Below are 20,634 nucleotides of genomic sequence, written 5' to 3' on the forward strand. Positions count from 1 at the left end.
CGACGCTATCAGAGGGCCGGGAACGCCTACTCCGCACCACTGAGGCCTCGGAGCACCCTGGCGGTCGCGCGACTGTTGCGGTCAGAATCACAGCGCTGCGCCCACACCTCTCTGCTTCGGAAGCTCTCTCTGAGCCTCAGCACCTCGGACACCGTCGTCGCCACCTCCTCGGTCGTCGCGCTCGGACCGACCAAGCGTCCCGCCTGTGCAGTGACGATCTCCCCGGTGCCGCCGACGTCGGTGGCGACGATCGGAATGTTGAACGACATCGCTTCCATGATCGACACAGGAACACCCTCGGACTCGCTGAGATTGATGAACGCGTCGACGTACTCCCGTCTGTAGAACTCGATGACTTCCTCGTGCGGGGTCTGACCGCGAAGATCTACATCGACACCCACGGCTCGCACCTTGCTCGTCAGTTCGGGAAGGTCTGTCCCACCGCCGAAGTGTACCCATCGGACATCCATCTCCTGTCCGACCGCTGAAACCGCGTCGAGGATCCGCTCCACCCGCTTCACAGGAATGACGTGCGAGCAGCTGACGACAAGGGGCGGGCGGTCGTCTCGCCGAGACTCGGGGATGCTTCCCGGGTCAGAGGTGCCCAACCGACTGACGATGATGTGCGCATCCGGGTGCCGCTCGGCTATGTAGTCACGCGCGTGAGTTGACACCGCAAGGACTCCGTCGATGCTCGAGTAGAGATGCGCCCTGAAGGGGAGGTATCCGGGCAACTCATACAGGTCGTAGCGATGCACTCGAACGAAGCTGCGGCGTGCGTCATCTACCAACCACGGCACCGCCAAGCCGCCTCCGAGTCCCCAGAACGAGTACAGGGTGATCTCGGCCGGATCGTCAAATGATTTGCGCATCTGTCGCCCCGCCGCCATGCGCATCCCCCGCGCGCATGCGGCCGCGAACCCCCCGAACATGGCGAAACGGACTCCTGACCGACGCTCTCGCGCCCAGGCGCGAGCCGCTATCCGCAGTCGGCGCGGCGACAGCACAGCGAGGAGCATCTCGCGTCGACGCGAAGGATAGAGGTTCCCCCGATACGTCACGCCTGCGGGCATGCGCACGCTGGACGTTGTCCGACGGGCGCAGTTGAAGACATGCACCTCATCGAAGGCTTGCGCGAGCGCGTCGATCTCCCGCTCCACGAACGCGGTGTCCCCGTAATCGAACGGGTATTCATTCGTCAGAAGAACCAGCCTTCTCACGACGCAGTCCCCGACTCGACCATCCGATCGATCGCCTCGACCCAGATTCGCTGCTGCTCTTCTGCCGAGAGCGACAGGGCGGTGTGGTCGGCCGCATGTTTGAACGCGTGGACGTCGGCCGCGGTCATGGTGTCGAGGATACGCGTGAGGGATGCTGCCGAGAAGTCGTCGGATACGACTCCCAATCCGTACGTGCGCACGATCGCGGCCATCTCGGGACTGGGACCGATCACCACACCCAGTCGCGCCTGAACGAAGTCGAACAGCTTGTTCGGAAGCGCCCACCGGTAGTTCGCGTTCACCGGCGGCAGCACGAACACTCCCACATCGTACTGGTTCAGGGTTGCGACTAGTTCCTCGTACGGGACGGCGTCATGGATCCGGACGTTCGAGGTCCGACTCGCCCGCTGCCGCAACTCGTCCAGGTAGACGGGATCGTTGGGAGTCAGATAGAGGTCCAGGGTCAGCGCGGCCGTGGACCGCTGCACCGCGTCGAGCATGAGATCGAGGTGTCGGTTGCGGAAGCACGCACCACTGTGGACGAGGGCGAGCGGTTGATGCGGAGGCGTCGGCACGAGGTCAGCGCGAGGCGTCGCATTGGTCACCACCTGGGCGGTGATTCCGAACCGACGCCGATACTCCGCCGCTATCCCCGCTGCCACAGTGGTGACGCTCCGCGCGCGCGTGACATGGCGCCGACAGATCCAGGCGAAGAACGGCGCGACGAAAAGTCGCCACCGCAGCATCTCGCTCTTCTGCGATGGTGCGAACTCGTGCAGATCAGCGTGCACCCCATGCGCCGGCTTGAGCGACAAGGCCAACGGGACGGTGTCCACATCGTTCGCGATGATCACATCGAAGTTCTCGGGCTCCAGCAGCTCACGAGCCGCGACGATCGCCCGGTTCTCACGATAAGCACGAGCGTACCGTCGGGTGAGGAGGAGCCGACGAGAGTACCTCCAGACCTCCGTGCCCTCCGGGAGGGCGATATGCCTGTCCGCACCTTGCGGCGACGGACCATAGCCGCATGTCGTCACGTGGAATCGCCCGGCGAAGGCCTCCACTTGCTTGCGCACTCGAGCATCGGCCGAGATGTCCGAGAACGCGAGGATCAAGAGCGAACGCATCAGGGACGATCGGCCTTCGAGACCAGGGTCGCCACGGCCTCCTTCCACGGACCCATCGACTCCTCCGCCGACAACTGACGAGCACTCGATGATGCGTTGCGCTTGAACCGCGCAACGTTCTCAGCGGTCAGCGAGTCGATACGTGCGGCGAGGGAGGCAGCATCGGATTCCGCGGTCACCAGCCCGATGCCGTGCTTGCGCACATAGGGCTCCAGCTCGGGAGAGGGCCCGACGATCACTCCCAACCGCGCTTGGACGAAGTCGAAGAACTTGTTCGGCAGTGCATGCCGATAGCTGAAGTTCGCGGGCGGAAGAACGAACAGGCCCACGTCGTAGCTGTTCAGGGTGGCGACGAGTTCGGCGTACGGGACAGGATCGCAGACTTGCACCTTGCCGGTGACCTCGGCCTTCGCCCTCAATTCGTCGAGATAGTCCGGGTGGTTGGGAGTCAGGTAGAGGTCGAGGGTCACGTTGGCCGTACTCGCTCCCACTGCATCGATCATGAGTCCGAGATCTCGGTTGCGCAGCCCCGCACCGCTGTGGACGAGGCGTATCGGCTCAGACACATCAGAAGGCTCGAGGGAAGCGAAAGGTGCGGCATTCGTGACCAGCGCAGGATGGAAGCCAAACTCCCGGCCATACTCTTGCGCCAGCCCGCTACTGACCGTCGAGGCGGCCGCGGCCTTGGTCACGTACCTCCGGCAGATCCATCGGTAGTACGGCGAGATCCACCGCATCCACGAAGGGTTCTCTTCGTGGAGCCGCGGCCAGTACTCGTGCAGATCGGCGAGGACTCCCCCGCTCGGCCGCAGCCGGAGCGCAAGGGGTACTGCCTGCACGTCGTTCGCGATCACCGCGTCGAAACGGCGGTGGCGTAGAGCTTGCCACGCAGCGCGAACACCTGCCAGGCGCCAGTAAGCGAGCCGGTACTGACGCAATGACACGAATCGCCCGTATGGGTTATCGACACGCGCGTCACTCGGTAGCTCCACATGTTCGACGCGCTCCGACGGCGACTCCTCATAGCCGCAGGTGACCACGTCATAGATTTCCGCGAACAGCTCGACCTGCTTGAGTACTCGCGCGTCGCGCCGAATCGGTGAGAACGAGAGTATGAGCAGCGTCGGTTTCCGTCCAGATCCCGCAGGCTCGACCGTGGCGTCGTGTCGTGGGGACGCGGTCATTGTCTTCTCCAATTCTCCAGCAGGTAATGAAGATAGCGAACGGGAACGGCTTCTCGGTCGGCTGCCTTCAGAAGATTAGTCGGGCGCACGACTTCCCACCGGGACGCCGCACGACGGGAAGAGATGGCGCGCACGAGCTCTTCGGGAGAGGACGACGTCATCGATGCGTCGAGCAACCGGCGATCCGCGACCGAGAGCGGCGCGAACGCGCGCGGGGCTGTGTCTGCAATCCGTCTGACCACGTTCGACACAACGAGCATTCCAGCCGGGTCCCAGTCCGTGACAGCAGGGCGAGCGAGCAAAGCGTCCAGCACGTGGATACGCAGCAGCTTGACCCCCAGCGAAATCAGCTCGCGGGTCGGTAGCGACGCCCACCACTCGGAGCCGAGCAGGTCGGTGACAGCAGCCAGCTGCTCGGACGGCGGCATGGGGGCAAGAGTGACACGATCTTCGGCATCGGAACCGATCACATAGCAGGGGAGATCGCGCATGAGATCGATGCGCACGTCGCTGGTCCACAACCTCGCGGTCATCTCGATGTCATCGCCGGTGCGCAGTCCCTCAGCCAAGACGGCCCCCGTCGAGGCCAGCACCTCGCGTCGGATCAGCGCGAGCGGGGCGGTTCGGTAGAACAGTCGATCGCGCACTGCGTCGAGGTCTCGAGTCCGCCCCGGTCGAGCCATCGGGTTCAGCAGTCTCTCACCGCGCTGATGGCGCAAGGGCACCAATGCGATGTCAGGCAGCTCAGCGCGCAAATACCTCGTCCAGGCTTCGAGTGCTCCCTCCTCGATATAGTCATCGGACCCCATGATGGTGACGTACTCGGCAGAGGCGGCACGCATACCGAAATTGAAGGGGCCCGCAGGGCTGGGAACACCGTCAGCGAATGCGAGGTATCGAAGTCGAGCACCCTCCGCCTCACCCACAGCGTCCTGAATCGCCTCGATCGACACCCCGTGACACACCACTGTCACACGCACATCGTTCGACCCCGCAGAATCCAACAACGAGCGAACCGCCCGCGAGATCGGCCGCTGAGGGTTATGGACGGCGATCACGACATCCAGGAGCCGTGTCATCTCACGAGACCTGCAAGGCGTGCTTGGACGGCGAACTCGGGCACGGCCGCGACGACTTCGTCGAACTTGCCGACAGCGGCGATGCCGCCGTCGCGCATGAAGCAGATCTGGTCGTGGTCGCGAACGGTCGCAAGACGATGCGCGACGGAGATGAGCGTGACGTCGCCACGGAGCTTCTGGATCGCATCGGTGACGTCGGCCTCGGTCTTCGTGTCCAGTGCACTCGTCGCCTCATCGAGGACGAGGACGAGAGGGTCGCTGTAGAGAGCTCTCGCTATTCCGAGACGCTGGCGCTGACCCCCGGACAACGACATGCCTCGATCGCCGACTCTCGCATCCATGCCGCCGGGCCGTGCACCGACGACCTCCCAGAGTTGTGCGCGCCGCAGCGCATCCTCGACGCGGTCGCGATCCAGCTCCGACGTCCATGACAGCGCCACGTTCTGCGCGATCGATCCGTCGAACAGCGCAACGTCCTGCGGGACGTAGCCCACCTTCGATCGCCACGCCGCCATCACATCGTGCAGATTCTGATCGTCCAGACGGACGGATCCCTCTGTCGGCTCAAGGAGTCCGAGGATCAGATCGACCAATGTCGACTTTCCGGCTCCGGAAGACCCCACCAGGGCGAGCGTGCTCCCCATCGGCAGGTTCAGGTTCACGCCGCTGAGTGCGGGGACCTCTCCGCCCGGATAGGTGAAGGCGACGTTCTCGAGGACGAGTCGCTCCGGCTCGCCGTCGAGAGGTTCGTGACCGATCCGTTCTGCCCTGGCGATGTAGCCCTCCGCCGCGTTGATGTCGCTGATCACCGCCCGGACGTGGGGGACGTTCGACGTCGCCTGGGTGAGCACGGCCTGGAAACCCGTCAGCGAGGGGACGAGGCGGAAGCCAGCCACGCCGAAGAGAGCAACCGCCGAGATGGCCTGTGCCGGTCCGCCGACGACCATCGCGAAGCCTCCGACGAGCAGAAAGCCGCCGATCAGCGCGGAGTCGAGGACGAAACGAGGGAACGTGCCGAGGAAGCCGATGTTGGCCCTCGCCCGCGTGGTGTGGATGCGATTGTCGTGTACGACCTTGGCCACATCCGGAGCCATGTTGCGAAGCGTGATCTCTTTGAGTGCCGCCACCATGTCTGTCATGAGCGACGCGACCTTGAACGAGTAGTCCCGGTTCACTCGCCCGGCTTCGACGGACTTTCGCGACATCCAGAAGTACAGGATCATGGCGATCAGGCCGAGGTACACCATCGTGATCAACGCGGTCAGCGGCTCGGCCACGACCAGCACGGCGATCACCGCAGCCGAGGTGCACAACAGCTGTGGGAGTCCCAGCACCGGCAGAAGGAAGCCGGAGGTGACGTTCGCGATGCCGACATCGGCGAGGCGAACTAACTGCGAGGTGTTCCGCTTCAGGCGCTCCGTCCACGGGGCGCGGATGTAGGCGTCGAAGAGTCGGTCGCCGATCTCCAATTCGAAGGTGGCGAATCGACGGGTCGCGAACCACTGCAGAGTCACGGCCAATGCGGACTTCGTGATGATCAGAAGCGACACGGTGAGGATGATCCAGACGTAGCCGTCGCTGGTAATGGTACCGATCACCGGCAAGGTCACGTCCGACGACTGGACCATCGATGTGACAGAGACGGCGAGCATCATCAGCGCGACCACGTCGAGCAGCGAGAGCGCGCACGAGACGATCACGTACATCCAGAGGAACCTTTGTGCGCGCGGCGGCAGCAATGGCACGATCGATCGCAGCGTGCTCCATATGAGCTTCATCTGCTCCTCACTTTCCGATGCATCATCACTGGTGTTGTTCCGGGTTTCACGCTGGTCGCAACTCGGACGTGAGCACGTCGACTGCTCTGGCAGCAACGGCGTCGATGTCGACGTTCTCTGCCGCCCAGCGCGCGATCGCGCGGCGCTGATCGAGGACAACGTCGGTCTCGAGGTGCCTCGCCATCGCGCTGGCGACCGCTTCGAGTTCGTAGGGAACGGCATCGCCAGCGATCGATTCGTGCACGAAGCGATGGCCCGGTCCTGTTCCGGCGTAGATCACCGGAGTGCCGCAGGCTGCAGATGCGTAGATCTTGGTCGGGAAGGCGAAGTCATATCCACCGCCGGTGCGCACGGAGGCCAGAGACGCTCGAGCACCACGCAACCAGATCGCGACCTGCTCGGGCTCCATCCGCGGCTTCATCACGACGCTGTCTGTCGGCAGCCGGTGCGCCACCTCGGCGATTGCGTCCCACTCGGCGCCCTGTCCGATGAAGACCAGACGAGCCTGAGGATTTGTGGCGAGCACGCGCTCAAACGCCTGGACGAAGATGACTGCACCGTGCACCTCCGAGGCAGTCCCCGCATAGACGAAGTAGGGCTCGCCGAGGTCGGCTGCTTCACCGTCGAAGCAGAACTGCTCGAGGTCGATGCCGTTTCCGACGGTGACCGACTGCGCGCCGAGCCCCCACTCGGCCAAACGCTCTGTCACACCCGTACTCACAGACAAGAGCCGACGTGCACCCCTCATCGCGAACTTCTCCATCGAACGAACCGCATCCACGATCCATGAGGGGGCGCCGGTCATGCTCGCGGCATCGGACCACACATCCGCGGCGTAATACACGTAGGGGACTCGACGGATGGCACAGGCAAGTCTCACGATGGCGCCGGTGGTGGGTGGCGGCTCGACCAAGACAACGTCGGGTCGCCGGCCCACCAGCAACCTGAACATCAACGGGATGTCGAAGCTCATGTACTGCAGATACCCGCGCACATACCCCGCCTTGTCGCGCAACACAGGTGCGCGACGTACCTCGACACGCGGGCCGAGATCGCTGTCGACCTTCCGGAGCCGGCGGGGGACCATGCTCGTGAGGACGGTGACCGCATGTCCGGAGTGCGAGGCGCTGTTGGCGACGGCCCGCAGCCGGAAGGACGCGGCACTCGGCTCGGGAGCGAAGATCCTGCTGACGACGGTGAGATGCATCGCTTAGAGCGCGACAACGGCGCTATTGCGCGCGGAGTCGAGCGCGGCTTCCACAACCGCGAGCGTCCGAAGTCCCTGGGCCATGGTGACGACATCGGTCTCTTGCCCGAGCACAGCATCGCGGAAGGCCTCATGCTCGACGCGCAGCGGCTCGCGCTTGGCGAACGCGTAGCGCGTGACGTCTCCCTCGGAGACCCCGCGGAACGACGACACTGACTCCCATTCGAGAGGAAAAGTGCCGTTGGCATAGAACGTCAGGTCACCGGTGGAGGTATCGGCGACGAACGCGCCCTTCTCCCCCGTCACCACGGTCAGCCTCTCCTTCATCGGGCTGAGCCAGTTGACGATGTTGTTGACGATCACACCTGAGCCGGTGCGTCCGGTGATCGTGATCATGTCCTCATGCTCGCGACCGCTCTTGTAGGCGGTCTGGGCGAAGACCGTCTCGTAGTCGCTCTGCACGACCCATGCCGTCAGATCGACGTCGTGCGAGGCCAGGTCTTTGCCTACTCCGACGTCCGCGATGCGTGCAGGAAACGGTCCCTGGCGACGTGTGACGACTTGATACACCGCACCGAGATCTCCGGCTTCGATGCGCCGCCGCAGCTCTTGGACAGCAGGGTTGAAACGCTCGATGTGCCCCACGGCACCGACCAGGCCCGCCGAGGTGAACGCGTCCACCATCCGCTGACCGGCTTCGATGCTGTGAGCGATCGGCTTCTCCACCAGCGTGTGCACGCCCGCCTTGGCGAGCTTGAGTGCGGCATCTTCGTGATACTGCGTCGGGACGGCGACGATCGCCGTGTCGATTCCTGCATCGATGAGCGCGTCGATGTTCGGCAGCACCTGGAGTTCGCCCGCAACCCCGTGGGGATCGCCGCCGGGATCCGCGATGGCGACGAGATCGACCCCTTCGAGTTCACGGAGCACACGGGCGTGGTGACGCCCCATCATGCCGACGCCGAGCAGTCCTGCGCGCAGCGTCATCAGGCACCTGCCTTGGCGACGGCGTTGACGGCCGCGACGATGCGCTCGAGGTCGTTCCGGCTGAGCGACGGGTGCACGGGAAGAGATGCGACCTCGCGAGCTGCGCGCTCAGTCTCAGGCAGATCGAGTCCCGGTGCGAAGTGCGTGAGCGAGGGCAGGCGGTGGTTGGGGATCGGGTAGTAGACGCCCGCTCCCACGTTGTACTCGCTCTTGAGAGCCGCGACGAAGCCGTCGCGGTCTTCCGGAACTCGGATCGTGTACTGGTGGTACACGTGAACGGCTCCGTCAGCCACGGGAGGGACGACGACACCCTGCAGGTTCGCATCGAGGAACTCCGCGTTCGCCTGGCGGGTCTTGGTCCACGCATCGACCTTCGTGAGCTGCACTCGCCCGATCGCGGCGTGGATGTCGGTCATGCGGGCGTTGAAACCGATGACCTCGTTCTCGTACTGGCGCTCCATGCCCTGGTTGCGGAGGAGCTTCACCCGCCGGGCGATCTCGTCGGTGGCCGTGGTGACGATGCCGCCTTCGCCGCTGGTCATGTTCTTCGTCGGGTAGAGGCTGAACATCGCGAACTCGCCGAACGAGCCGACAGGACGGCCGTCGAGCGCTGCGCCGTGCGCCTGAGCGGCGTCCTCGTACAGCGCGACCCCTCGCTCGGCGGCGAGGGCCTCGAGCTCACGCATGCGCGCCGGGTGACCGTAGAGGTGCACCGGAAGAATTCCCTTGGTCTTCGGCGTGATCGCTGCGGCGACGGCCTCAGGGTCGAGCGAGAAGGTCTCCGGCTCGATGTCGACGAACACGGGGGTTCCCCCTGTCAGCGCGACGGAGTTTCCGGTCGCGGCGAAGGTGAACGAGGGGACGATGACCTCGTCACCCGCGCCGATGCCCGCGGCGAGCAGCCCGAGGTGAAGGCCGGCGGTGCCGGAGTTCACTGCGACCGACGGGCGGCCGGGCACGAAGTGCTCAGAGAACTCCTTCTCGAAGGCAGCGACCTCGGGGCCCTGCGCGATCATGCCGCTGCGCATCACGCGATCGACGGCTGCGCGCTCTTCATCTCCGATGATGGGCTTCGCGGGGGGAATGAACTCGCTCACACGGTCTCCTTGGTCAGTTTTCCGTCAGTTTCGAAGAATCGATCGCCCGTGCTCGGGCATACCCAGAGGTTCTCGTCGGCTCCGCGCACAAGCGGGACTCCGGACTCCCCCACCCATCCGATGCGGCGTGCGGGGACACCCGCGACGAGTGCGTACGCAGGGACGTCCTTGACGACCACGGCACCTGCCGCGACAGTTGCCCAGGCCCCGATGGTCACGGGGGCGACGCACGTCGAGCGGGCTCCGATCGCCGCGCCGCGCTCGATGGTCACGCCGACGGGCTCCCAATCATGGGCACTCTTGATCGTCCCGTCGGCGTTGATCGCCCGGGGGTATGTGTCGTTGGTGAGAACGACGGCCGGTCCGATGAACACACCGTCGCCCAGCTTCGCCGGCTCGTAGACAAGCGCATAGTTCTGCACCTTGCAGTTGTCGCCCATGACGACGCCGGTGCCGATGTACGCTCCGCGTCCGACGATGCAGTTCTCGCCGAGCTGCGCGTTCTCGCGTACCTGAGCGAGATGCCAGATGGAGGAGCCGTCGCCGATCGACGCATCGGCCGAGACGTCCGCGGAATCGACGATACGAACTCGAGAGAACTCTGCCACTTCACACGCTTCCTGCGCCGCCGCCACGGGGCAGGCGCACAGCAAAGTCTATCGGCTGAGGCGACCACACCTGATGAATGGCCGAGAGCGGCCATGCGCCCTGTCAGAATGGAGTCATGCGTGAAACACCGAGCGGGTCAGTGCCGGACAGCACATCCTGGATCGTCATACCGCTCTACAACGAGGCGAGCGTCATCGGCGACGTCATCATGAAGCTCAGGCCCCGCTTCGCGCACATCGTCTGCGTCGACGATGGCTCGACCGACGGTTCCCCCGAAGCGGCGGAGCGCGCAGGCGCGCACGTGATCCACCATCCCGTCAATCTCGGACAGGGAGCGGCCCTGCAGACCGGGATCGAGTATGCCCTCGCCCATGGCTCTTGCGAGTACATCGTTACCTTCGACGCGGATGGCCAGCACCGGGTCGAAGACGCCGTGGAGATGCTCGAGACCGCACGGGCCCACGGGGCGGCGATAATCTTCGGCTCCCGCTTCCTGGACGACCGCACCAATCCGGGGTGGCTGAAGAAGGTCGTACTGAAGACCGCGATCCGCGTGACCAACCTCACCACCGGAATGAAGCTCACGGACGCCCATAACGGCCTCCGCGTGATCCGACGAGACGCAGCGGAGAAGATCGATCTCAAGCAGGATCGGATGGCGCACGCGACAGAGATCGTTCTCGAACTCGGTCGCACCGGTCTGCCCTGGCGCGAGCATCCCGTCGAGCTGCTGTACACCGACTACTCCAAAGGCAAGGGGCAGAGCGTGCTCAACTCCATCAACATCCTCGTCGACCTGGTGGTGCGCTGATGTGGGTCCAGCTGCTGCTGATCGCAGCAATCGTCACCCTGGGTCTCGTCGTCATGCGCCGCACAGGGGCCGACAGTCACCTCGCGATCCGACGCATCCTGATGATGCTGTTCATCGTCGCAGCGATCCTGTCGGTGCTCTTCCCACAGTGGCTCACCTGGGTGGCGTCGCTGATCGGCGTCGGCCGCGGAACGGACCTGCTCTTCTACGCCTTGGTCGTGATGTTCCTCACGTTCGTGTACACGCAGTACCGGAGGAACCTGGCCATGCAGCGACAGCTCACGCTTCTGGCGAGGAAGATCGCTCTGCTCGACGCCGAGAACGGCGAGCGCGCTACCCGCAACCGGTGATGCGGTAGAGCGTCGCATCGCCCACATTGTCGACTTCGGTCACCAGAGGCGAATCGCCCACGTGGTGCAGACCGTCGAAGGTCGTCCAGTGGTTCTCGAAAAGCTGGCGATCCCCGAAGTCGAGCACGTGAGTCACGCCGAGCCGATCGACCGCATCGCACACAGCCTCTCCGCCTGCGGCGAAGTCACGTGCGAGCAGCTCGGCATCGGATCCGTATCGCCCCGTCACATGCGGGAAGACCACATCGTGGCCCGTATAGGCGAAGAGCAGTCCCGCACCCGTGAGCGGGTCGCCGAGCACAACGGAGTCCTCGTCCAGATCGTCACCGACCTCCTCGAAGAGCGCGGCCTCGTCGGAGGACAGTCCCTGCGACTGTGCCGTGAAGAGGTAACTGGAGTTGCGCATGTAGGAGAGATCGTTGATGAGCGCGGGAAGGTGGCTCACGGCGGCGACGGCGAGGAGCGCGCCGACGGTGATCGCCCTCGCGTGAGCGCCGCTTCTCCAGCGCTGATGGAGCCAGCCGGCGACGACGGCAGCGCCGAGCCCTGCCAAGGGGACCCCCCAGATCGCAAGCAATGCTCCGACGCGAGTGGTGTCGTCGTACCAGACGCCGACGGCCAGGCTCCGCAGCGACAGGATGGGGAACCACGCTGACGCGAGATAGAAGGCGGCCGCAACGCCGCTCGCGTACAACACCCACCACTGACGGTCTTTCACGACTCGCCAGGCCCCGATCGCAGCCAGCGGCCCGAGCAGCAGGCCGGCAGTGCGACCCACGGGGCTGAGCAGCGCAATCTCACCGAGTGCTTGCCCCATGGTTTCGTTGGGCAGCCATTCATGGGTCGTCACGTTCGCACGGATCCAGATGAATGCGATCAGCGCACACAACACGACGATGACCGTTGCGATCACGACCCGTCGTCCCCGCGACGCGGACCGCCAGGGCCGAACGATCATCCAGATCACGAAGGGAAGGGCGAGCGCGATACCGGCCAGCAGCGAAGACGGATGCGCCGCGGCCGATGCGCCGCCCGCCGCGACCGCGGCGAGTATCCAGAGCGCTCTGCCGAACGGCGCTTCTCCCGCCCGGAACGCTCCCACGAGGAAAGCGAGGAACACCGGGATCAGTACGTTTCCCAGCAGGTTCGGGTACAGGACTCCCCACGTCAGGAACCCGAGAGGGAAAACGCTGAAACCGAACGCGACGAGCGGCGTCCACACAGCAGCCATGGGATGAGTCGGGAAGACCACGGTTGCAAGACACGCGAGAGCGACAGGCCAGACCAGCGCGATCACCACGACGGTCACCACATTCGTCGCCGCGACCACGCTGCCGGACACAGGAACGACCAGCGCCACGACTGCGTGCCACAAGGTGGGATAGATCCCAGAGGTCGACCCTGGCGTCACCATGGTCATATGCAGAGGCGAGGCGTCTGCATTCTGGACGATGAACTCGACGGCGTTCAGATGGAACAAGCCGTCATACAGTTGGCTCGGGTGATCCGGGTCGGCGATACCCGCGGCCACGACTGCCGCCCACGCCAGGAACGCCGCTGCCAGAGCGACCCAGATCGCTCGTGGGCTCCGATCTGGGGCGGCCGCGTCGCGGCTGTCGAGTCGGCGCAGCACGACCGCGACGATCGTCACCACTGCCGCGACACACGCCACGGGCGCTGGAGACCACCCCACGAACCAGGGGGCGAGCACACTCGCGGTTGCGACGATCGCCAGGGACAGCGCGATCGACGCGCCGAGACGCAGCAACGCGCTCGTTCGCAGACACATGGCGGCGGGAAGTCCCGGGAGAATGAGGATCGCCATTGTCGCGATCAGCGCGGGTACTTCCTCGATCCAGCCGGACATCACGCGTCCACCAATGCGATGGCGCCCTCGACCTCACCGTCGTACACGACTTCACCCTTGTTGATTACGATGCCGCGCGTGCACAGTTCGCGGACCATCTCCATGTCGTGACTGACCACGACGAGCGTCTTCCCGTCGGCGATCAGCTCCTCGAACTTGAGCCGGCACTTCTCACGGAAGGGCGCGTCGCCGACCGATAGGATCTCGTCGACGAGCAGCACGTCGAGCTCAACGTGGATCGCGACCGAGAACGCGAGACGCATGAACATCCCCGAGGAGTAGTGCTTGACCTCCTGGTCGATGAACTGCTCGATCTCGCTGAAGGCCACGATCTCGTCGTAACGCGCTTCGATCTCGTGCCTCTTCATGCCGAGGATGGCTGCGTTGAGGAACACATTCTCACGCCCCGAGAGCTCGGGATGGAACCCCGCCCCGACCTCGATCAGGCCGGCGACTCGACCCCGGGTCAAGACCTCGCCGTCATCCGGCTCCATGACCCCGGAGACGAGCTTCAGCAGGGTCGACTTTCCCGATCCGTTGAAACCGAGGATAGCGACGGACTCGCCCTCACCAATCACGACGTCGACGCCCTTCAAGGCTTCGAACTCGCTGGTGAGCTTGCGTCTCTTGATCCAGGAGACGACCGTGTCCTTGAGTGAGAACGCATGGTTGAGAGTGAAGCGCTTGCGCACTCCGTTGATGATGATGCTCGGCTTGTTCACGGTCTGGTCGCTCATAGGTCTTGCGCGAACCTTCCTTCGAGGCGCCGGAAGACGAACTGTCCGAACAGCAGAGTGGCGACGGCGACGAAGAATGTCCACAGGGTGTTCCAGGCAAGGCCCGGCGGAAGATCCATCAGCTGCCCGCCTGTGTAGTTGGCTGCGGACACCATGCCTTCGGTCGCCGGGCGCCAGAACGCGTAATGGAACAGCTCGACACCCTGCGTGATCGGGTTGAGCATGTAGACCTCGACGATCCACTGCGGCCAGCCGAGCGTCTTAACGACCGCGTCCTGAACCTGGACCCAGGCATAGAGCACCGGGGAGGCCCATGTCGCGAGCAGCAGCATCAGTTCGACGATGTTCTCCGCATCGCGGAACCGCACGTTCACCGCTCCGAAGAAGAGGCCGAGACCCAGGCTGAAGATCATCACGATGATCATCCCCGCCAGGATCGCGAGGATCGAGAGGATCGAGATGTGCGTGATCCACCCCAGCATCAGACACACGATGAGAAGCAGCCCGACCTGCGGGAGGAAATGCACGAAGGCGACGATGACAGCCGACACGGCGAAGAGCTGCCGAGGTAGGAACACCTTGCGCACAAGGGGCGCGTTGCCGACGATAGACGTCGTCGCGTTCTTGAACCCCTCGGAGAAGAGGTTGATCACGACGATCCCGGAGAACAGGTACACCGCATAGTTCGGGATGCCGCGGTCCAGGTTCATGAACAGACCGAGGACCACGAAGAACACGAGGAACTGCGCGGCCGGGCGCACGTACGACCAGGTCCATCCGAGCACGGAGTTGCGATACCTCGTGGTGACGCCGGTGCGCACCAGGAGGTTCAGCAGATATCGCCAGCGCACCACATCGATGAGCCCACGGCTTTTGCCAGGGGTTTCGAAGTCGGAACGCGGGACGGCGGCGAAGAGATCTCGGGTATCAGTCACAGGCCCACTCACTAGTCGGCGGCGACGGGTGTCGCCACAAACCTCTGTATTCTATGGCAGTCGCCTGAACCCCGGTGACGGGCACGGTCACGACAGGTCTTGCTCGCGCAGAGCGAGACCAGGATGGGCCTCGAGGAGTTTCACCACCTGCTGCTGGCCGAATGTCTCGTCGATGCCGTGCAGGTGCGAGTACACCGTTCGCGCGAACTCGAGATCAGCCGGGTGGTCCACTGTCCAGCGCAGATCCGAACGATCGATCGGCTGCGTCACGGATCGCAGGCGGTACTGCTCCGGCCTGCGATAGATGCCAAGCGTGACGTGCTCCCGTTCGGCGGCGTCGACCGCTGACCGGTCGACGGCTCGCAAGACGTCGGCACGGAACACCTCCACGTCCAATCCACGCGGGAACGTCCGCTCGAGGGTGTTCGCCGTGTAGTCCGCGCCCCCTTCGAGGTGGGCACCGATCACCTCATCGATCACCCGCGGATCACAGAGCACATTGTCCCCGGTCAGACGGACGACCGTCTCATCGTCGAATCGCTCGAGCACTTGCACGAATCGCGTGAGCACGTCGTCGAGCGGACCCCGATGCACGTCGTAACCCGCTTCGGAGACCACGAGCGCCAGCATGTCGTCCGAGGGGTCATCGGACGTGGCGAGCACGATCCGATCTACCAGAGCGGACCGCGAGATCCGTTCGAGAGCGCGCAGAATGAGGGGCGTGCCGAGAACAGGCGAGAGAACTTTGCCCGGTAGGCGTTGTGAACTCGTCCGGGCCTGGAGGATCGCGAGCACCATGCATCCATCCTATTCCGGGCAGCTGGCTAAGCTGGGAGCCGTGATCACTGTCCGTCCGGTTTCCCTTGATGACGCCGACGTGCTGCTCGATTGGCGCAACGATCCCGCGACGAGGGCAGCGTCTCTCAGTACCGAGTCGGTTGCACGCTCCGCCCATATCGCTTGGCTGACCAGCGTCATCGACGATCCTCGCCGAGTCCTCTACATCGGCGAACTCGACGGCGCAGCAATCGGAACCGTACGGTTCGACATCGAGTCGGAAGCAGGTGCGGAGGTGAGTCTGACAGTGGCTCCGTGCCATCGCGGGAAGCGACTTGCGGGCCCTCTGCTCGATGCAGGCCTCAGCAGATTCGGCACGGCCACCCCGCAGGATTATCACATCATCGCTCGAGTACGCGTGGAGAACGCCGCAAGCAGAGCGCTTTTCACATCAGCGGGATTCGCAGAGATCGACCACGCCGACGGTGTGCTGACCTACAAGCGGCCCACGCACCCGATCAGGACAGAAGCTCCCAGCTGAGCGCGGTTCCCAGTTTCGCATCCGCGGCGAATGTGCGTCCGATCACTCGGGCCAGTTCGACCGGGGGCAGTCCACCCGCGGGACGGACGCTGCGCACGTTCCTTGCAGTCACCGGATCGCCTGCCGTGACGTCTGTGGTCACATAGAGAGACGGTCGAAGTCGTAGCGATTCCGCTTCCGCGCCGGTCGCCCACACATGAGCCGAACCGAGAGCGCGGGCCGCAGCATCGCATCCGTCGACCAGCAGGCGCAGTTCGGCAGGCTCCAGCGAGAACGCAGCGTCCACTCCTCCGTCGCTGCGCCTCAGCGTCACGTGCTTCTCGATCATGGAGGCACCGAGCGCTGTGGCGGCGATCGAGACGCCGACGCCCATCGTGTGATCCGAGAGTCCCACCTTCACCCCGAACATCTCGGCCATGACCGGGATGCGCCGGAGATTCGCGTCGTCCGGCTCAGCCGGATACGAACTCGTGCAGGCGAGCAGTGTCAGGTCCTGGCACCCCCCACGGCGTGCCGCCTCGACGGCGGCGGCGACCTCGCCGATCGTCGCGGTTCCCACCGACAGTACGACGGGCTTTCCGGTTGCGCTCACCTGTTCGATCAGCGGAAGGTCGACGATCTCGAGCGAGGCAATCTTATACATCGGCACATCGAGTTCCTCGAGGAACTCGACCGCCGTCTCATCGAAGGGAGTGCTGAATGCCGTCATGCCCAACTGCTTCGCGAGCTCGAAGATCGGCTCGTGCCATTCCCACGGGGTATGCGCCTCCTCGTAGAGCTCATGCAACGTCCTGGATCCCCAGAGCGCGTGCCCATCGCTGACGCGGAACGCAGGCGAATCCACGTCCAATGTGATCGTGTCAGCCGTGTACGTCTGGATCTTCACGGCATGCGCACCCGCATCCGCCGCTGCACGCACGATCTCGAGCGCCCGCTCGAGGGAGCCGTTGTGATTGCCGGATATCTCGGCGATGATCATCGGGCCCTGGATCTTCTTCTTCGTCATTTCGTATCTCTCTCAGGCGAGAATCGATCGCACAGCGTCGATCACGCGGTCCTGGTCGTCCGTAGCCAGATTCGCGTACATCGGGAGCGAGATCTCCTCGCTGTAGTAGCGTTCGGCGACGGGGCACTGCCCGCGCCGGTAGCCCAGGTCCTCGTAGTAGGGGTGCCAGTAGACAGGAATGTAGTTCACCTGCACGAGAATCCCCTGCGCACGCAGCCGGTCGAAGACTTCCCGGCGGCGTCCGTCCTGCACTCTGATCGGGAAGAGATGCCACATCGGATCGACGTGGTCTCGCTTGATAGGGAGCCGCAGCCCTCCGACGTCCTGCAAACCCTCGATGTAGCGATCGAAGGCTCGCGCACGCGAAGCCTTGAAATCCGCGAGTCGTCGGATCTGGCTAAGTCCGAGCGCACACAGCACATCGGGGAGTCGATAGTTGAGCCCGAGGTGGTGGATCTCCTGGTGCCAGGCTCCCTCATCCGGAAAGCGCTGCAGGGCAGGGTCACGCACCAGACCATGGCTGCGGAAGGATCTCGCCGCGGTGATCAGCGCGGAGTCATCGGAGACGACCGCGCCCCCCTCGGTGGTCGTCAGATTCTTGGTGGGGAAGAACGAGAATGTCGTGACGTCGGCGAGCGATCCGACGGGTCGACCGCGATAGGTCGATCCGATCGAGTGTGCGGCGTCCTCCAGCAGCACCGCTCCGACCGCGCGCGCGGCTGGAAGCAGCTCATCGATCTCGGCGGGGTGCCCGGCGAAATCGACCGCTGCCACAACGGCAGTGCGCTCGTTCGTCAGCGCGGACACGGCATCCGGATCGATGTTTCCGGTATCTTCCTGCACGTCGGCGAACACGATCTCAGCACCCAGCAGAGACGCCGTCGACGCGGTCGCTGCGAAGGTCAACGCCGGCACGATCACCTGATCGCCTGATGACACGCCGGCTGCAGCGTATGCGGTATGCAACGCGGCCGTTCCGCTCGTCACCGCAACGGAGTCCGTCGCACCCGCGACCGCAGCGATCTGACGCTCGAACGCTGCCACTGTGGGGCCCGTGGTCAGCCAGTCCCCACGGAGTGCCTCAGCGACCGCTTCGATGTCCGAGTCGTCGATGGACTGGTGTCCGTACGGAATCGAGTGCGTCACTTGTCCAGGGTCTCCAGAATGTCACGGATCCCTTGGGCATCGAGCCAGAGATCGTTGCTGTCCGACTGATAGGCGAAGCCTTCGGGAAGCTCGGATCCAGCGGGCGGCGTGAAACCCCAGTTGGCGATGGTTGGCAGCACCACATACCGATCGCCGAGCCGCAGAGTGCGCCGCGCATCGTCGAGGCTGATCATCTCTTCGTGCAACTTCTCACCGGGGCGGATGCCGATCTCATAAGTCTCCGCGCCCGGAGCGATCGCCTCGACCAGATCGAGGATCTTCATGCTCGGGATGCGGGGGACATAGAGCTCGCCGCCCTGCATCTGGTCGAAGGAATCGACCACGAACTGGACCGCCTGAGGGAGCGTGATCCAGAAGCGGGTCATCCGAGCGTCTGTCACAGGCATCGGCTTGCCCTCCGCGGCGAGCTTGCGGAAGAACGGGACGACCGAGCCGCGGCTGCCCATCACGTTGCCGTAGCGGACGACGCTGAAGCGTGTCACGTAGCTGGCTGCGTAGTGGTTCGCCGACTGGAACAGCTTGTCCGCGGCGAGCTTGGTGGCGCCATAGAGGTTCAGGGGGCTGGAGGCCTTGTCGGTCGACAGTGCCACCACCTTCTTAACCCCTGCGTCGATCGAGGCCTCGACGACGTTCTGCGACCCCACGATGTTCGTCTTCACGTACTCGAACGGATTGTACTCAGCGGTGTCGACCTGCTTCAGCGCGGCCGCATGAACGACATAGTCCACCTCGTGCATGGCCCGCCGGAGTCGATCCTGGTCGCGGATGTCTCCGATGAACCACCGCAGGCGAGGGTCGTCGGCGAAGAGCTGTCGCGCCTCGTACTGCTTGAGCTCATCTCGTGAGTAGATGACGATGCGACGCGGATCCAAGTTGTCCAGCGCGTATCTGATGAACGCCTTGCCGAATGATCCGGTTCCACCCGTCACAAGAATCGATGAGCCCTGCAAAATCTTGATGATGGTCCTCCAAGTCGAGACATCGCCACCCGAGCGCACACAGTCGCGGATAGCCGGCCAATAGGATCTTACTCGTGAGGTGCTTGATACGCGCAGACGCCGGTGAGGCGACCGGTACCGGTCACGTGATGCGCTGCCTGACAATCGCCGAAGAACTCAAGACTCGCGGACACGAGGTGGTCATACGCGGCGACTTCGGTACGGTGCCGTGGCTCTCCGCTCGAATTGCCGAAGTGGGTGTCGAGGAGGAGCCGGAAGCGTTCGGAGTCCTGAGTACGAATGCGCGCGATTACGGCGGGATCGACGTCGTAATCGTCGACTCTTACGTCATCTCTTCAGACGCAATCACGCACGTGAACCGATTGGTTCCCACGCTGGCGGTGGTGGATGGCGATACCCGTGGGATCGAGGCAGAAGCCTATCTCGACCAGAACCTCGGGGCGACAGGCGATGGATTCACGCCCGGGCAGCAGAGGCGTTTGCTCGCGGGGTCACGATACGCCCTCGTGAGGCGCGAGATACGTGACCTCCGCCGCTCCGAGCCACGGGAGCTCGGCGATCCTCCCCACATCTGCGCGTTCATGGGAGGAAGCGATCCCACCGGTGCGATGGTCGTGGTCACACGCGCTGTGAGCGCGCTGCCGCGGGACTTTCAGGTGGACCTTGTCGTCACGGATCGTTGGCGTGCCGCTGCCGCGGAAGCAGCTCGTCCCGGCATCCGCTTCCACCAGCCGACGCCGCGTCTCCCTGACCTGCTCGCGCGCGCAGATCTGGTGATCTCTGCGACGGGAACGAGCGCCTGGGATCTCTGCACGATGGGTGTGCCCTCGATCTTCACGACGGTCGTCGATAACCAGCGGGCTGGCTACGCCTCGCTAATGCGGGGCGGACTTGCGGTCGGCGTAGATTTCCAGAACGACCCAGACGTGGAGAAGTCACTGCTCGAGGGCATCTTCCGACTCATCGAGGACGCTCCACTACGTCGTCGATTGTGGGAGGCATGCACAGGAGCCTTCGACGGCCGCGGGTCCGAGCGCGTCGCGGATGCCGTGGAGCGTCTGGCGCGAGTGATCAGCCCTACTCCTGTCTGACGATCGTCACCTTGCCCGCGCTGCTCACCGTGATGGTCCCGTTCTGGAACGACTGGGAGCAACCTCCACCGGCGAGCCCGCACTTCTGCTCACCCGTCGGCCACC

At 64.3% G+C, this 20,634-nt stretch carries 21 protein-coding genes; 4 read left to right on the forward strand and 17 right to left on the reverse strand.

Annotation, left to right across the window (positions count from 1 at the left end; genetic code table 11):
• Positions 1–26: 26 nt before the first annotated feature.
• From ACTJKH_RS05915 to ACTJKH_RS05955, 9 genes are all read right to left on the reverse strand, one after another.
• A complete protein-coding gene (locus ACTJKH_RS05915; protein ID WP_440736120.1) occupies positions 27–872 on the reverse strand; it encodes a glycosyltransferase in 846 nt (281 codons plus the stop codon).
• 344 nt (positions 873–1,216) lie between these two features.
• Positions 1,217–2,347 (reverse strand): glycosyltransferase family 1 protein, encoded by a 1,131-nt coding sequence (locus ACTJKH_RS05920; protein WP_440736121.1) that lies wholly within the window; start codon positions 2,345–2,347, stop codon positions 1,217–1,219.
• Entirely contained in the window at positions 2,347–3,531 is a 1,185-nt protein-coding gene (locus ACTJKH_RS05925) for a glycosyltransferase (protein WP_440736122.1), read from the reverse strand. The genes ACTJKH_RS05920 and ACTJKH_RS05925 overlap by 1 nt, the downstream gene beginning before the upstream one ends.
• Positions 3,528–4,610 carry a glycosyltransferase gene (locus ACTJKH_RS05930; protein WP_440736123.1) on the reverse strand — a complete coding sequence of 361 codons (1,083 nt, stop codon included), beginning with the start codon at positions 4,608–4,610 and terminating at the stop codon, positions 3,528–3,530. The genes ACTJKH_RS05925 and ACTJKH_RS05930 overlap by 4 nt, the downstream gene beginning before the upstream one ends.
• A complete protein-coding gene (locus ACTJKH_RS05935; RefSeq protein WP_440736124.1) occupies positions 4,607–6,388 on the reverse strand; it encodes an ABC transporter ATP-binding protein in 1,782 nt (593 codons plus the stop codon). Before ACTJKH_RS05935 ends, ACTJKH_RS05930 begins: the two co-directional genes overlap by 4 nt.
• 46 nt (positions 6,389–6,434) lie before the next feature.
• A complete protein-coding gene (locus ACTJKH_RS05940; RefSeq protein WP_440736125.1) occupies positions 6,435–7,595 on the reverse strand; it encodes a glycosyltransferase in 1,161 nt (386 codons plus the stop codon).
• A gap of 3 nt (positions 7,596–7,598) precedes the next feature.
• Positions 7,599–8,585: a Gfo/Idh/MocA family oxidoreductase gene (locus ACTJKH_RS05945; RefSeq protein WP_440736152.1), complete on the reverse strand. Its 987-nt coding sequence runs from the start codon at positions 8,583–8,585 to the stop codon at positions 7,599–7,601.
• Entirely contained in the window at positions 8,582–9,679 is a 1,098-nt protein-coding gene (locus ACTJKH_RS05950) for a DegT/DnrJ/EryC1/StrS family aminotransferase (RefSeq protein WP_440736126.1), read from the reverse strand. The genes ACTJKH_RS05945 and ACTJKH_RS05950 overlap by 4 nt, the downstream gene beginning before the upstream one ends.
• The gene (locus ACTJKH_RS05955; protein ID WP_440736127.1) at positions 9,676–10,287 is read right to left on the reverse strand and encodes a DapH/DapD/GlmU-related protein; all 612 of its coding nucleotides are present in this window, start codon (positions 10,285–10,287) and stop codon (positions 9,676–9,678) included. The genes ACTJKH_RS05950 and ACTJKH_RS05955 overlap by 4 nt, the downstream gene beginning before the upstream one ends.
• Positions 10,288–10,403: 116 nt before the next feature.
• On the opposite strand from ACTJKH_RS05955, the gene ACTJKH_RS05960 reads away from it, so the two are divergent.
• Together ACTJKH_RS05960 and ACTJKH_RS05965 are read left to right on the forward strand one after the other, a co-directional pair.
• Positions 10,404–11,099, forward strand: a complete 696-nt coding sequence (locus ACTJKH_RS05960) for a glycosyltransferase family 2 protein (protein ID WP_440736128.1) — start codon at positions 10,404–10,406, stop codon at positions 11,097–11,099.
• Positions 11,099–11,449, forward strand: a complete 351-nt coding sequence (locus ACTJKH_RS05965; protein WP_440736129.1) for a DUF2304 domain-containing protein — start codon at positions 11,099–11,101, stop codon at positions 11,447–11,449. The genes ACTJKH_RS05960 and ACTJKH_RS05965 overlap by 1 nt, the downstream gene beginning before the upstream one ends.
• Here ACTJKH_RS05965 and ACTJKH_RS05970 read toward each other — a convergent pair.
• The 4 genes from ACTJKH_RS05970 to ACTJKH_RS05985 form a co-directional block, all read right to left on the reverse strand.
• On the reverse strand, positions 11,433–13,316 hold the full coding sequence (locus ACTJKH_RS05970; RefSeq protein ID WP_440736130.1) for a DUF6541 family protein: 1,884 nt from the start codon (positions 13,314–13,316) through the stop codon (positions 11,433–11,435). The genes ACTJKH_RS05965 and ACTJKH_RS05970 overlap by 17 nt on opposite strands.
• Positions 13,316–14,053, reverse strand: a complete 738-nt coding sequence (locus ACTJKH_RS05975) for an ABC transporter ATP-binding protein (protein WP_440736131.1) — start codon at positions 14,051–14,053, stop codon at positions 13,316–13,318. The genes ACTJKH_RS05970 and ACTJKH_RS05975 overlap by 1 nt, the downstream gene beginning before the upstream one ends.
• Positions 14,050–14,988: an ABC transporter permease gene (locus tag ACTJKH_RS05980; RefSeq protein WP_440736132.1), complete on the reverse strand. Its 939-nt coding sequence runs from the start codon at positions 14,986–14,988 to the stop codon at positions 14,050–14,052. The genes ACTJKH_RS05975 and ACTJKH_RS05980 overlap by 4 nt, the downstream gene beginning before the upstream one ends.
• 87 nt (positions 14,989–15,075) lie before the next feature.
• Complete coding sequence (locus ACTJKH_RS05985) at positions 15,076–15,786, reverse strand: cytidylyltransferase domain-containing protein (RefSeq protein WP_440736133.1); 711 nt, start codon at positions 15,784–15,786, stop codon at positions 15,076–15,078.
• Between the two features lie 40 nt (positions 15,787–15,826).
• On the opposite strand from ACTJKH_RS05985, the gene ACTJKH_RS05990 reads away from it, so the two are divergent.
• Positions 15,827–16,306, forward strand: coding sequence for an N-acetyltransferase family protein (locus tag ACTJKH_RS05990; protein WP_440736134.1), 480 nt, complete (start codon positions 15,827–15,829; stop codon positions 16,304–16,306).
• Here ACTJKH_RS05990 and pseI read toward each other — a convergent pair.
• Genes pseI through pseB form a run of 3 tightly spaced genes read right to left on the reverse strand, consistent with a single transcriptional unit; the run spans position 16,284 to position 19,477 of the window.
• Positions 16,284–17,312: a pseudaminic acid synthase gene (pseI, locus tag ACTJKH_RS05995; protein ID WP_440736135.1), complete on the reverse strand. Its 1,029-nt coding sequence runs from the start codon at positions 17,310–17,312 to the stop codon at positions 16,284–16,286. The genes ACTJKH_RS05990 and pseI overlap by 23 nt on opposite strands.
• Positions 17,313–17,324: 12 nt before the next feature.
• The gene (locus ACTJKH_RS06000; protein WP_440736136.1) at positions 17,325–18,458 is read right to left on the reverse strand and encodes a DegT/DnrJ/EryC1/StrS family aminotransferase; all 1,134 of its coding nucleotides are present in this window, start codon (positions 18,456–18,458) and stop codon (positions 17,325–17,327) included.
• On the reverse strand, positions 18,455–19,477 hold the full coding sequence (gene pseB, locus ACTJKH_RS06005; protein WP_440736137.1) for a UDP-N-acetylglucosamine 4,6-dehydratase (inverting): 1,023 nt from the start codon (positions 19,475–19,477) through the stop codon (positions 18,455–18,457). The genes ACTJKH_RS06000 and pseB overlap by 4 nt, the downstream gene beginning before the upstream one ends.
• Before the next feature lie 35 nt (positions 19,478–19,512).
• Here pseB and ACTJKH_RS06010 point away from each other — a divergent pair, with 35 nt between their 5' ends.
• Positions 19,513–20,529 carry a PseG/SpsG family protein gene (locus tag ACTJKH_RS06010; protein ID WP_440736138.1) on the forward strand — a complete coding sequence of 339 codons (1,017 nt, stop codon included), beginning with the start codon at positions 19,513–19,515 and terminating at the stop codon, positions 20,527–20,529.
• Here the strand turns inward: ACTJKH_RS06010 and ACTJKH_RS06015 are convergent.
• Positions 20,516–20,634 (reverse strand): hypothetical protein (locus ACTJKH_RS06015; protein ID WP_440736153.1); only part of this gene is annotated, 119 nt, incomplete at its 5' end. The two genes, ACTJKH_RS06010 and ACTJKH_RS06015, sit on opposite strands and share 14 nt — an antisense overlap.

This window comes from Microbacterium sp. 22215, from assembly GCF_052045655.1.
Taxonomy (GTDB): Bacteria; Actinomycetota; Actinomycetes; order Actinomycetales; family Microbacteriaceae; genus Microbacterium; species Microbacterium phyllosphaerae.